Annotated in this window: 13 protein-coding genes; 12 read left to right on the top strand and 1 reads right to left on the bottom strand. The window is 42.2% G+C overall.

From position 1 onward, the window contains the following. The first annotated feature begins 5 nt into the window (after positions 1-5). Positions 6-836, top strand: a complete 831-nt coding sequence (locus tag KS2013_RS06040) for a M23 family metallopeptidase (RefSeq protein WP_068991138.1) — start codon at positions 6-8, stop codon at positions 834-836. Positions 837-841: 5 nt separating this feature from the next. Further along, complete coding sequence (gene astE / locus KS2013_RS06035; RefSeq protein ID WP_068991136.1) at positions 842-1870, top strand: succinylglutamate desuccinylase; 1029 nt, start codon at positions 842-844, stop codon at positions 1868-1870. A gap of 39 nt (positions 1871-1909) precedes the next feature. Here the strand turns inward: astE and ppsR are convergent, their stop codons facing one another. Continuing rightward, entirely contained in the window at positions 1910-2731 is an 822-nt protein-coding gene (gene ppsR, locus KS2013_RS06030; RefSeq protein ID WP_068991133.1) for a posphoenolpyruvate synthetase regulatory kinase/phosphorylase PpsR, read from the bottom strand. Between the two features lie 178 nt (positions 2732-2909). On the opposite strand from ppsR, the gene ppsA reads away from it, so the two are divergent. The 10 genes from ppsA to dinB all read left to right on the top strand — a co-directional run bounded on the left by ppsA (position 2910) and on the right by dinB (position 12622). Next, positions 2910-5243: a phosphoenolpyruvate synthase gene (ppsA, locus tag KS2013_RS06025; protein WP_407656671.1), complete on the top strand. Its 2334-nt coding sequence runs from the start codon at positions 2910-2912 to the stop codon at positions 5241-5243. A gap of 99 nt (positions 5244-5342) precedes the next feature. Continuing rightward, positions 5343-5750, top strand: a complete 408-nt coding sequence (locus KS2013_RS06020; RefSeq protein WP_068991125.1) for a hypothetical protein — start codon at positions 5343-5345, stop codon at positions 5748-5750. A gap of 61 nt (positions 5751-5811) precedes the next feature. Beyond that, on the top strand, positions 5812-6258 hold the full coding sequence (locus tag KS2013_RS06015) for a GNAT family N-acetyltransferase (protein WP_068994441.1): 447 nt from the start codon (positions 5812-5814) through the stop codon (positions 6256-6258). 17 nt (positions 6259-6275) lie between these two features. Continuing rightward, positions 6276-7931 (top strand): AMP-binding protein, encoded by a 1656-nt coding sequence (locus KS2013_RS06010; RefSeq protein ID WP_068991121.1) that lies wholly within the window; start codon positions 6276-6278, stop codon positions 7929-7931. 113 nt (positions 7932-8044) lie between these two features. Continuing rightward, positions 8045-8299, top strand: coding sequence for a GlsB/YeaQ/YmgE family stress response membrane protein (locus KS2013_RS06005; RefSeq protein ID WP_068991118.1), 255 nt, complete (start codon positions 8045-8047; stop codon positions 8297-8299). 87 nt (positions 8300-8386) lie between these two features. Next, positions 8387-8956: a glycine zipper 2TM domain-containing protein gene (locus KS2013_RS06000; protein WP_068991116.1), complete on the top strand. Its 570-nt coding sequence runs from the start codon at positions 8387-8389 to the stop codon at positions 8954-8956. A 47-nt stretch (positions 8957-9003) separates the two neighbouring features. After that, a complete protein-coding gene (locus KS2013_RS05995; protein ID WP_068991114.1) occupies positions 9004-9294 on the top strand; it encodes a PepSY domain-containing protein in 291 nt (96 codons plus the stop codon). A gap of 38 nt (positions 9295-9332) precedes the next feature. Then, a complete protein-coding gene (locus KS2013_RS05990; protein ID WP_068991111.1) occupies positions 9333-10007 on the top strand; it encodes a response regulator transcription factor in 675 nt (224 codons plus the stop codon). A gap of 13 nt (positions 10008-10020) precedes the next feature. Then, on the top strand, positions 10021-11388 hold the full coding sequence (locus KS2013_RS05985; protein ID WP_068994439.1) for an ATP-binding protein: 1368 nt from the start codon (positions 10021-10023) through the stop codon (positions 11386-11388). 124 nt (positions 11389-11512) lie between these two features. Next, positions 11513-12622, top strand: coding sequence for a DNA polymerase IV (dinB, locus tag KS2013_RS05980; RefSeq protein ID WP_068991109.1), 1110 nt, complete (start codon positions 11513-11515; stop codon positions 12620-12622). The last annotated feature ends 88 nt before the right edge of the window (positions 12623-12710 follow it).

Below are 12710 nucleotides of genomic sequence, written 5' to 3'. Positions count from 1 at the left end.
TATTGATGATTAAAAATGTTATATGCAGCTTGATTGTTAGCTTTTTAATGTTATCTGTTAAAGCTCAAGAGCCGTTACTGTTATCGTTGAAAGGCGATCTTGCTCAAGGTGGTATGGTTATTGGCCAGGCCGTTAAAGGTGCCAGGGTGATGTTTGAAGGAAAACAGCTAGAGCTTACTCCTGATGGTCATTTTGTTTTTGGATTCCACCGTGATATGCCTGAAACAGCGACTCTTGTTATAGAAAAGGGGAAGCAAAAAGAACAGCAAAAGTTATATGTCCGAAAACGTGATTACAATATTGAACGGATTGACGGGCTACCTCCTTCAAAAGTAAATCCTATGAAGCCTGAAGTTCTAAAGCGTATTCGAAGGGAAGGAGCTTTGGTTGCTAAAGCACGCAGTAAAAGCAGTAAAGACACTTTCTTCATGCAGGACTTTATCTGGCCTGCAAAAGGGCGTTTAAGTGGTTTTTACGGCAGTCAGCGGGTTCTCAATGGTGAGCCTAAAAGACCACATTTCGGTGTTGATGTTGCGGCACCTACAGGTACGCCCGTAGTGGCCCCCGCTGATGGTATTGTGAGACTAGCTTACGATGATATGTTTTATTCGGGTGGTACCTTGATCGTCGATCATGGCTACGGTGTTTCTTCTACGTTTATTCACTTGAACTCAATCAATGTTGAAGAAGGACAAAAAGTAAAACAGGGAGATAAGATCGCTACCATTGGTGAAACTGGCCGAGCGACCGGCCCGCATTTAGATTGGCGCATAAACTGGTACAGTTCGCGTCTTGATCCTCAGTTGTTAGTTCCTCCATTTGAAGAAGAAAAATAATTGTTATGAATACGAGTGAGTTTTGTAAGAGTTTTAATCTGTTAGATTTTGTTCGTGAGCACTTAGAAGGCCATCAACCTTTTTCGATGTCGCTAGAAGATTTCGTCGTCACTTTCCATGATGTTGGTATTATTGAATTTAAACCTAAAAAAGAATCGCAGCAATACTTAGCTTTGTCTGCTGGTGTACATGGAAATGAAACAGCTCCGATGGAGATCGTTTCTGACATGGTACATGACTTGCTTAATGGAGCGTTGGATTTACGTTGTCACTTGCTTATTTTGATTGGACATCCTCAGGCAATGCTAAAACAAGAGCGCTTTTTGGATTTTAATCTAAACCGTATGTTTAACGGTGAATGGAAAAAATACTGGGACAAAAGGGACGAGATATGCGAAGTCGAGCGAGCGAAGCGATTAGAGCAGGCGGTTAATGACTTTTTCTCGCAAAGCAGCGCCAACGATACTCGCTCTCATTATGACTTGCATACAGCAATACGTGCGTCTAAATATCAGAAATTTGCCATTTATCCTTACCTTGATAGCCGTGAACATAATCCAGGCGTATTCAACTTGATGCAGGACTGTGGTGTCAATACTGTGTTGCTTTTCCATAAACCCAGCACGGTATTTTCTTATCACTCCAGTCATAACTTCAAAGCAGACAGCATTACTGTTGAGCTTGGAAAGGTGAAGCCTTTTGGTCAAAATAATCGGGACGATTTTGCTGATGCTGAGAAAACGTTACGTCAGTTAGTTGACTCAACCTACAATTATGATCATAGCTCAAGATATAAAGCGAACGGTCAGAGAGTGTTCAAGGTTAAGCGCGAACTACTTAGAGTCAGCGATGATTCACACCTTAATGTTGATGATGACTTAGCCAACTTCAGTAGTTTTGATAAGGGCTTCGAACTGCTAAGTGACCCTGAAGAGCCGTATATTGTTGAAAATGATGGTGAAGCCATCGTTTTCCCAAACAATAATGTACCAATTGGTCAACGTATGGCCTTAGTAGTGGAAGAGGTTCAGTAAAGCAATTAGAGCCCGCATCTTTTAAGCGGGCTTTTTCCTTTAAAAGATTCTTCTTTCAATCCCGGTATCATTCATAATTTTCACGGCCAATTCTTCTACTGACCGTGATGTTGTATTAATAAAGGGAATTTTCTCTTTCCGGTATAGAGCCTCTACTTCACGAGTTTCAAACATACACTGCTGAAATGACGAGTATTTACTGTCGGGTCTTCGACCTGTCCGTATTTCGTGCAGACGCATTGGATCAATGGTCAATCCGTAAAGTTTGGACTTATTCTGGGCCAGCCCTTGTTTAAGTTTAATATTTGGCAGATCTTCATCGGTAAATGGGTAGTTAGCTGCAAAAATACCGAACTGCATCGCCAGATAGAGAGACGTTGGCGTTTTGCCGCAACGAGAGGGGCCTACCAAAATAATATCAGCCTGATCATACTGCTTAGTGGTAGCGCCATCATCATTGTTTAAGGCAAAGTTAACCGCACTCATGCGGGTATCATAAGCCTGCAGGTCATCAGTAGAGTGTGATTTGCCTACGCTGAAGGAACTCCTGACGCCTAACTCTTTTTCCAATGGCCCAATATAAGTATGGAAAAAATCCAGCAAAATGGCCTCGGACTTAAGAATGATTTCACGAATCTCTGGTCTGACGATGGTTTCAAAGACCAGAGGAGGGACGCCGTCTCGTAAAGCTGTCTGATTAATTCTGGCTACCGCTGCGAACGCCTTTTCCTCATCATCAACGAATGGGATGGTGTGGTAGATGAATTCGACGTGATCCTCGAACTGCGCGGTCAGGGATTGACCGAGTAATTCCGCGGTTATACCCGTTCGATCTGAAATAAAGAAGACTGTACGTTTCATATTTGTGCAATAACCAGTAAAATGGCGACCTTTAATGACCAATTAGTGTGTGAATTTAAGCATTTACGCCTGTTTTCAGCAAGTAGCCGCTGGGATAGAAGGCGATTTTCTTTAATTTGCATACCAGAACGGGAGAAATACTTTGGATAAGTACGTACTTTGGTATGAAGAGTTAGGCATGGGCGACGTCGAGCGCGTAGGTGGTAAAAACGCCTCACTTGGCGAGATGATCAGTAATTTGAGCAACATGGGTGTTAGTGTACCTGGCGGTTTCGCCACTACAGCTGATGCTTTCCGTGCATTTTTAGAGCAAAGCGGCCTGAACGAGAAAATCAACCAGGAACTAGACGGGTTAGACGTTGATGATGTCGAAAAGCTAGCGGAGGTTGGCGCTAAAATCCGTGGCTGGGTGATGGATACCCCATTTATTCCAGAAATGGAAATGGCAATCACTGACGCTTACAACAAGCTAAAAGGTGATGCCAACGAAGAATTTGCGGTGGCTGTACGTTCATCAGCAACTGCCGAAGATCTACCTGATGCATCTTTTGCAGGGCAGCAGGAAACATTTCTAAATGTCCGTGGTCTGGACAATGTTATGAAAGCGTTAAAAGAAGTTTTTGCTTCATTATTCAATGACCGCGCAATCGCTTATCGTGTTCATCAGGGCTTCGAGCATAAATTAGTTGCTCTATCTGCTGGTGTTCAAAAAATGGTCCGTAGTGATATCGCTGCCAGTGGTGTGATGTTTACTATGGATACCGAGTCTGGCTTTAACGACGTTGTTTTTATCACGGGTGCTTATGGCTTGGGTGAAACGGTAGTACAGGGCGCGGTTAATCCTGATGAATTCTACGTTTATAAACCAACACTAGAGCAGGGACGTCAGGCAATTGTTCGTAAAACCCTTGGTGGTAAAGCTATCAAGATGATCTACACCGACAATAACGAGCATGACAAAAGTATTGAAACAGTAAAGGTTGATCAGAATGAGCGTATGAACTTCTGTATCAATAATGCGGAAGTTCAGGAACTTGCAAAGCAGGCAATGATCATTGAGAAGCATTACAAGCGCCCAATGGATATTGAGTGGGCCAAAGATGGTGCTGACGGCAAGTTATACATTGTCCAGGCTCGTCCTGAAACGGTAAAAAGTCGCTCTGATAAAAACGTTATCGAGCGGTACCAGCTTAAAAATAAATCTGAACTGGTAGCGACTGGTCGAGCCATTGGCCAGCGTATTGGTAAAGGTAAAGCTCGTGTTATCAGTTCTATCGACGAGATGAAAGATGTACAGAAAGGGGACGTACTGGTCACTGATATGACTGACCCGGATTGGGAACCGGTCATGAAGCGTGCAGCAGCAATCGTTACTAATCGTGGTGGCCGTACATGCCATGCAGCTATTATTGCTCGTGAGCTGGGTATACCTGCTGTTGTAGGTTGTGGTGATGCAACTGATCGCATCAAAGATGGTGCGGAAGTTACCGTGAGCTGCTCTGAAGGTGATACTGGTAATATTTACCAGGGTCTACTGGACTTTGAAATTAATAAAAGCTCTATCAGCAATATGCCGGAACTACCATTCAAGATTATGATGAATGTGGGCAACCCTGACAGAGCCTTTGATTTTGGTCAGTATCCAAATGCAGGCGTTGGTCTGGCCCGTCTCGAGTTTATTATCAACCGTATGATTGGTGTTCACCCAAAGGCATTGTTGAACTACGATAAACTTGAAGACGAGAGTCTTAAAAAGACCATAGCGATGCAAATGTCTGGTTATGCTAATCCTAAAGAGTTCTACATCAGTAAGCTAGTAGAGGGTATATCAACTATCGCCTGTGCTTTCGCTCCAGAGAAAGTGATCGTACGCATGTCAGACTTTAAGTCTAATGAGTATGCCAACCTGATTGGAGGTAACTTGTACGAGCCACATGAAGAAAACCCAATGATTGGTTTCCGTGGAGCGTCTCGTTATATTTCTGAAGAGTTCAGGGATTGCTTCGAACTTGAGTGCGAGGCGATAAAGCGTGTTCGTAATAAAATGGGCTTTAATAACGTTGAAATTATGATCCCATTCGTACGTACCCTGGGTGAAGCGAAGACGGTTATTGATTTGCTGGAAGAGAATGGCCTTAAACGTGGAGATAATGGGTTACGCGTTATAATGATGTGCGAGCTTCCGTCGAATGCTGTTTTGGCTCAAGAGTTCTTAAAGTACTTTGATGGTTTCTCTATCGGATCTAATGACTTAACTCAGTTATCGTTAGGTCTTGATCGTGATTCAGGCATTATTTCTCACTTGTTTGATGAGCGTGATCCAACTGTTAAGGTGTTATTGGCTAACGCAATAAAAGCCTGCAAAAAAGCGAACAAATATATCGGTATTTGCGGGCAAGGTCCATCCGATCATCCTGATTTAGCTAAGTGGTTGATGGAGCAGGGAATTGATAGTGTGTCATTAAATCCAGACACAGTATTAGAAACCTGGTTATTCCTGGCTAATCAATAGGTCACAATTTAAGCAAATTTACTTTGCTAAATAAAAAGCGCATGGCATACTGCTTTTTGAGTTAGAAAAAAACTTTAATTAAATGAGGAGGATAGCTCAATGAAACGTTTAGCCATAGCGCTTTTAGCATCAGCTCTGGTTGTTGCTTGCAGTGATGATAAACAGGAAGAAGTCAAAGAAGAAACTAAAGAGGCTGTAGAGGCAGTAGAAGAAGCTACTGCTGAAGCTGTAGAGAATACAGAAGAAGCCACTGAGGAAGCTGTCGATAGCACAGAAGAAGCTGTCGCTGATGCAGCAGAAGCTACCGAAGAGACTGCTGAGGATGCAGCTGAAGCAACTGCGGATGCTTATGAGGCAGCGAAAGATGAAGGCCAGAAAATGATGGACGATGCCGAACAGGGTCTTGATGAAATGAAGCAAGATACTGAAGAAGCAATGGCAGAGGCCGAAGAAGAAGTTGATGAGGCCGAAGAAGAGCTTACGGAAGAGGATAAAGGTGATCAGTAATTGATCTCAAAAATAAAAAAGCCACTTGGTTAGTCCCGGTGGCTTTTTTTATGGTAAACAAATGACCGTTTTTATTAAAGAAGTCCCCGTTGAAGATATTTATCCTCTAAGAAATAAGGTCTTGCGTCCGGGGCAGCCAGTTCAGAGCTGCCACTATGATGAAGATTCAATGGTAGGCGTTTTTCACCTTGCTGCTATCGAGAATAATCGAGTTGTTGGTATTGCATCCTTTTATCCTGAGGCTCACCCATCGCTCTCAGCCGATAATGCCTGGAGATTGAGAGGAATGGCCACTGACTCAGATGTAAGAGGCCAGGGCATAGGTCGGGCGTTGCTAAAGCATGGAATTAATTCATGTAGTTTAAGGGGTGGGAATCTACTGTGGTGCAACGCCAGAACTGCTGCGTTACCGTTCTATCGCAAACTTGATTTTGAAATACAGGGTAATGAGTTTATGATAGAAAACATCGGACCACATTATTTAATGTATTATCAAATATCAGACTAAGGGTAGGAAAAGAATATATGACTCAGTCGCCGGTTAGCCAGTTAGAATTAGAAAATACACTATCCGCATTTTATCGTTGGGAAAAAGAGAAGGCTCATCAGCCATTTTTAAGACAGCCATATGGCAATGACTGGAAGGAATATACTTGGCATAATGCCGGTGAGCAGATCCGAAAAATGGCCGCATACTTAAAGCGAGAACTCCCAGCAAATAGTAAGGTAGCACTGCTATCTTATAATTGTTCGCACTGGGTAATGGCCGATCTGGCTATTATGCTTGCCGGACATATCAGTGTCCCAATTTACCCAAGCGCTGGCTCTGACACCATTACGACCATTCTTGAACATAGTGAAAGTAAACTAGCGTTTATTGGGAAATATCCTGAATGGGACAAAAAGTCGGACACCATACCGGAAGACGTCCAATTGATTGGATGCCATCAACATCATACGGAGATGAAAGATTGGGATGAAATCATCGCCGGTGAGGAGCCATACGAAGATTCTCCTGTTCCTGATATGGATGAACTGGCTACCATCATATATACATCCGGAACCACGGGTATGCCAAAAGGAGTTATGATTACTCACAAAATACTATCCAATGGTGCAGCCGCTGCCTCTGCTTTTATTGATTTGAAGGACGAGCGTTGTTTCTCATACTTACCTCTTGCGCACTGCGCAGAGAGAGAACTGACAGAGATTATCAGCATTCATACTGGTAGTACTATTTCATTTACTGAGTCTCTGGAAATGTTCCAGGAAAACATACGCTCTGTAAAACCGACGATATTTTTTGGGGTCCCGCGGATCTGGTTGAAATTCCAACATGGTATTGAAGAGCAGGTTGGTAAAGCAAAACTTAAGATTTTGCTTAAAATTCCATTCCTTAACTCACTGATTAGAAAGAAAATACTTAAAGGACTAGGCCTGGAAGAAGCAAAAATATGTTTGTCAGGAGCTGCAGGACTGCCACGAGGCACTTCAAACTTCTTCCGTTCCATCGGTATCAAAATCTGTGAGGCCTATGGTTTGACAGAAACCATGGCTTTTTCACATGCGTCTATTCCAGATAAATGGAAAGCTGGTTCTGTCGGTGTCACTTTACCAACTGCAGAGGCAAAAATTGCTGAGTCTGGAGAGATCCTGTTACGTAGCCCCTGCATAATGAAGGGTTACTACAAAGAGCCTTTGAAAACAGCTGAGGTTCTGGATGATGATGGCTTTTTCCATACCGGTGATCTCGGGCGAATTGATGATGATGGTTTCTTGTTCATAACGGGGCGTCTGAAAGACATTTTTAAAACTTCCAAGGGTAAATATGTCACGCCAGCACCGATTGAAGCCACATTAGAGCCAGAGTTGGGAGTAGAGCACCTTTGTGTTATCGGTGATGGCTTGCCTTCTCCTGTAGCCGTTGCATCTATTTATAACAAACAGTTTTCGGATAAGAAGGGCTACCATGATGAAGCTGTTGAGTTATTAAAGATGCTCAACAATAAATTGGAAAGTCATGAAAAGCTGGCAAAATTGATACTGGTTGATGAAGAGTGGAATACCGAAAATGGCTTAATCACACCAACTTTAAAAATACGTCGTCAACAGATAGAAGACCGTTATAAAGGCAGGGTAGAAAAGCATCTGAAATCGGATGATTTGGTTATTTGGGATTGATGCCTCAACTTTTAGAGAATGTTAACTGTATTTTTCATATTGTTAAGCTGATGGTAAACATTTCTTTGGCATACTGAACACAATGATAAATCAACAGAAAAGGAGACAATAGTATGAGTATTTTAATGTGGCTTCTGGTGGGGCTGGTTGCGGGTGCTTTAGCCAAAGTAATCATGCCAGGCCCTGATAAAGGAGGCTGGATAATGACCATTGTCCTAGGCATCGTGGGAGCCTTTGTTGGTGGGTTCGTTGGTAATTTGCTAGGCATAGGTTCAGCGCAGGCGACTGGCTTTAATGTTGAAACGATTTTAACTGCTGTTGGCGGCGCCATTATTGTTTTATTTCTTTTCCGTACTTTTAGTAAATAACCATTCTGGTTCATCTTTAATTCAGTTGTAACCCTATAAACTGTCTCCTGAAATAAGCCAATTATTAAAGGCTTCAGGAGACAAGTTATGAAAATCAAATATCCTTTCTTATTGACATCGTTAGCTATTTCAATTGCTCTAGCACCTGCTATTGCTAGCGCAGATCATCGTTATGATGACCGGGAGTATCGCAATGCGAGTTATTATGATGACTACTCATACGGGCACTCAGCCAAGGGCAAAGTCATCAGTGTATCCCCAGTTTTTGATTATATTGAGTATCGCCATAGACCAGAACGGGTTAGAACTTGTTATTCGGAAAGATCACGCTATGATGCAGATGATGCACGACGTAAAGCTCTCGTTGGCGGCGTTGTAGGAGGCCTGATTGGTTATAAATTGGGCGACAGACGGGGTAACGAAAAAGCTGGAGCAGTAGCTGGTGCTTTGATCGGTGCTGCTGTTGGAAAGGGTAGTGCCAGGTCACGAGACAGCTATTGTGAAACACGTTATGAACCTCGCCACTATCGCAACAAAGAATTAGTAGGTTATGATGTGGTGTATAAGTATCGTGGACGTCACTACACTACCTTTACGGAATATAAACCAGGTCGATGGATTGAACTTGATACGGTAAAAAAATATCATCGTCATTAAGATGATGATCTAAGTCGAAATTTTTTAAAAGGTTTTAAGAGAATTTAATGATTAAGAAAATCGCATTTATACTCTTTGGTCTTGTTACCTTAATTGGTAGTTTGCAGGCTGCTTCTACGAAGCAGCTGCCTACACTTGATAAACCACGAGTTGAAACTTGTAGGCCAATCGGTAAGAGTGCTGCAATGAGCGCTGTTGCCAGACGAGCTGACGGGAAAGTTCTTTCCGCAAGTTTGAATATGCGCTCTAAGCCACCGGTTTATAGAGTTAGAGTCCTAACTAATTCAGGAAGGGTTCGACATTATTACGTTAATGCCTGTAACGGTCGCCTACTGTAAATGTTGTTAACTTGCTTGTCATTTGAGGGTAGAGAAGCATGAAAATATTATTGATGGAAGATGACAGTGCCTTGCGCCAACAGCTGGTTGCAGCATTGCAAAAACAGAGTTACGTTGTAGAAGAAGCTCCAAACGGAGAAGAAGGTCTCTACCTAGGTAAAGAGTTCTCTTTTGATTTGGGGATATTTGATTTGGGATTGCCTGACATCTCTGGTATCGAAGTCATAGAAACCCTTCGTAATGAAGACGTAGGTTTTCCAATTTTGATTTTGACAGCCCGTGGCCATTGGCAGGACAAAGTCGATGGCTTAGCTGCTGGTGCAGACGACTATCTGGTAAAACCTTTCCAGACAGAAGAGTTGCTGGCGAGAGTTAATGCTCTATTGCGCAGGGCTTCAGGTTATTCAAAGCCGGAAATTATTAAAGGCCCAATCAGCTTGAACAGTCTTAAACAGGAAGTAAAAGTTAATGATAAGGTTATGGATTTGACCGCATATGAATACAAAGTACTAGAATACTTGATGCTCAATCCCGATAAAGTAGTTTCAAAGACAGAGTTAACAGAACATTTATATGCTCAGGATTATGATCGGGACTCAAACGTCCTTGAAGTCTTTGTAGGACGCTTACGTAAAAAGATTGATCCTGATGGTAGCTTAAAACCGATAGAGACGCTTCGAGGCCGTGGCTATCGTTTGAATAGTGACCTTTAGAAAAGGACTAGCTTTGGCTAATAACAGTAACGGCAAGCCTACATATTCTTTACAAAGGCGCTTATTACTAAATACCAGTATCGTACTGGTATTTTTTATTGCTGCTATGAGTTTCATTCTGCTTGACTCATACAAAGCAGGCATTAAGCAGGCTACATATGAAAGGCTCTACGCACAGTTTTATAGTTTGTTGTCTTATGCCGATGAAATTGAGCCCGGCGACCTTTTTCTACCCGAAGAAATTCCCTCTGATAAACGTTTCAACCAATATAACAGTGGCTTGTCTGCATTAGTTTATGATGAGACTGAAAGTTTAATCTGGAAATCATTATCAGCTCGATATGATCAGGAGCAACATAAAGTTCCGTTACCTTTAAGTTTACCGGGTGAGGCAACACTGGCTGAAATCACTATGGATGATACAGAATATTTTCGGTTTCACTACATAGCTGAATGGGAATCTCAGGAGGGAAAGGTTTCACTATATCACTTTGTTATATTGGAGAATAAGCGGCCGTTCGATCAAGTGATCTCTGCTTACAGGAATCAGCTATGGACCTGGCTTTCTATTCTGGCCTTGTCGCTATTATTTCTATTATTTGTTGTGATGCGATGGACGTTAAGACCGATACGAAGAGCGGTTAAAGAATTGCGTGAGGTCGAAAAAGGTGTATTAAGTACGCTATCTGATAAATACCCTCAAGAGCTGCAACGCTTAACGGAGAATATCAATCGATTTATAAAAAATGAGCGCCATCAGAGTAAACGGTATAAAGAAACCTTGGGAAACCTTGCTCATAGTCTTAAAACTCCATTGGCAGTGATGAAAGCAGCACTACAAAATGAGTCTGAATCAGGTCAGTTAGAGAGGATTTGCTCCGAGCAGATTGATCGCATGGATCAAATCGTTGCCTACCAGCTACAGAGGGCGACTAGTGGTCCTCAGGTTATGATGCGCTCGATGGATGTTGATCCTGCTATTAATAAGTTGGTTACCAGTTTAGGGAAGGTGTACCAGGATAAGAATATTGATTTTTCCGTTAGTGTAAAACCAGGTTTAACCATTGCTTTAAATGAAGGTGACTTTTATGAGGTGTTTGGAAATATTCTGGATAATGCCTGTAAATGGACCGAGTCAAAAGTATCTGTTCAAGCTGAACGTTCAGCTGGTAAAGTTTCTATAACTGTTGAGGATAATGGCCCAGGTATACCCGAAAACGTTCGTCTGGCAATCCTATCTCGCGGTAAGAGACTTGATGAAACGGTCGAAGGGCAGGGAATTGGTATGTCGGTTGTAAAAGAAATTGTTGCCGCTTATAACGGTAAGATTCATATCGATACTAGTGATTTGGGCGGGACTTTAATGAGAGTGAGCTTTTAATTATATTAACTTTAAGCATGTGAATGATGAATAATATGCTTGTTTTCAAATTGCTCACATGGCAAGTGTAGTATCAAAAGTCCTAAGTCAATGACAACCCATTCATTCCAGAATAAAATAGGGCATGCCCAAAGCTTCAATAGAAACCCAAACCAGTAGAAAGATTATCCACGTGGATATGGACTGCTTTTATGCCGCCATTGAAATGAGGGATGATCCCTTATTGCGTAAAGCAGCGGTTGCCGTGGGGGGCTCTCCGGATAAGAGAGGTGTCATTGCGACCTGTAACTATGAAGCTCGCAGTTATGGCGTTCATTCGGCAATGGCATCGGCTCATGCAAAAAGGTTATGTCCGAATCTGATCATTGTTCCTCCTAATTTTGATAAGTATCGTCATGACTCAAAAGTTATCCGCTCCATTTTCTCGAAGTACACCCCATTAATAGAACCCTTATCATTGGATGAAGCTTATCTGGATGTTTCTGACAGCGAGCATTACAAGGGGAGCGCTACGTATATTGCGCAGGCAATTCGACATGAGATCCACAAGGAACTGAACTTAACAGCATCAGCAGGGATAGCGCCTAATAAGTTCTTAGCCAAGGTAGCGTCAGATTGGGAAAAACCAAATGGTCAGTTTGTGATTACCCCCGACGAGGTTGATGCCTTCATGTTAGAGCTTCCAGTAAAAAAAATACCCGGGGTCGGTAAGAAAACGTCAGAAAAGCTTCATAATATGGGTGTTTATAATTGTGCAGATCTACAAAAGTTAGAGCTTCTGGATTTGACACGCAAGTTTGGTTCATTTGGGCAAAATTTATACTATCTTGCGCGTGGCATTGATAACAGGCCGGTTATTACTCATTATCCAAGAAAGTCATTAAGTGTTGAAAATACCTATGACCGTGACCTTTACACATTGGAAGATTGTCAGGATCAACTGCCAAGATTGATGGAAACTCTCAAGCACCGTCTTGCTCGTTCAAATATAGACTCTCCGGTCAATAAACTGTTTGTTAAGGTAAAATTTAGTGACTTTTCGGCTACCACGGTTGAGAAAACCAGTTTTGGAGTTAACGATGATTTGTTCTATGAGTTGATGGATGAAGGTTTCCATCGTCGTGAAAAGTCGGTCAGATTATTAGGTATCGGGGTTCGGTTTCAGAATACAGAGTCGGCAAATTTTGTTCAGCTTCCTCTCGAATACATTGATGAGGCCTTTGATCAGGAGTAGAGAAAACCTAGCCAAGCTTTTCTCATAATGGTAAGGTTAGCCGATAATTTCAACTAATAAGTTTAATGGGGACTTCTCTTTGGATATT

It is taken from the genome of Kangiella sediminilitoris (assembly GCF_001708405.1).
Lineage (GTDB): Bacteria > Pseudomonadota > Gammaproteobacteria > Enterobacterales > Kangiellaceae > Kangiella > Kangiella sediminilitoris.
Note: the sequence above shows the minus strand (reverse complement) of the source record. Positions and strands in the feature narration are given on the sequence as shown.

Coding starts and splice junctions, on each gene's coding strand:
- KS2013_RS06005 (WP_068991118.1), top strand. CDS start 8,045: ATGAGTATTTTAATGTGGCTTCTGGTGGGGCTGGTTGCGGGTGCTTTA.
- astE (WP_068991136.1), top strand. CDS start 842: ATGAATACGAGTGAGTTTTGTAAGAGTTTTAATCTGTTAGATTTTGTT.
- dinB (WP_068991109.1), top strand. CDS start 11,513: ATGCCCAAAGCTTCAATAGAAACCCAAACCAGTAGAAAGATTATCCAC.
- ppsA (WP_407656671.1), top strand. CDS start 2,910: ATGGGCGACGTCGAGCGCGTAGGTGGTAAAAACGCCTCACTTGGCGAG.
- ppsR (WP_068991133.1), bottom strand. CDS start 2,731: ATGAAACGTACAGTCTTCTTTATTTCAGATCGAACGGGTATAACCGCG.
- KS2013_RS06010 (WP_068991121.1), top strand. CDS start 6,276: ATGACTCAGTCGCCGGTTAGCCAGTTAGAATTAGAAAATACACTATCC.
- KS2013_RS06020 (WP_068991125.1), top strand. CDS start 5,343: ATGAAACGTTTAGCCATAGCGCTTTTAGCATCAGCTCTGGTTGTTGCT.
- KS2013_RS05995 (WP_068991114.1), top strand. CDS start 9,004: ATGATTAAGAAAATCGCATTTATACTCTTTGGTCTTGTTACCTTAATT.
- KS2013_RS06000 (WP_068991116.1), top strand. CDS start 8,387: ATGAAAATCAAATATCCTTTCTTATTGACATCGTTAGCTATTTCAATT.
- KS2013_RS06040 (WP_068991138.1), top strand. CDS start 6: ATGATTAAAAATGTTATATGCAGCTTGATTGTTAGCTTTTTAATGTTA.
- KS2013_RS05990 (WP_068991111.1), top strand. CDS start 9,333: ATGAAAATATTATTGATGGAAGATGACAGTGCCTTGCGCCAACAGCTG.
- KS2013_RS06015 (WP_068994441.1), top strand. CDS start 5,812: ATGACCGTTTTTATTAAAGAAGTCCCCGTTGAAGATATTTATCCTCTA.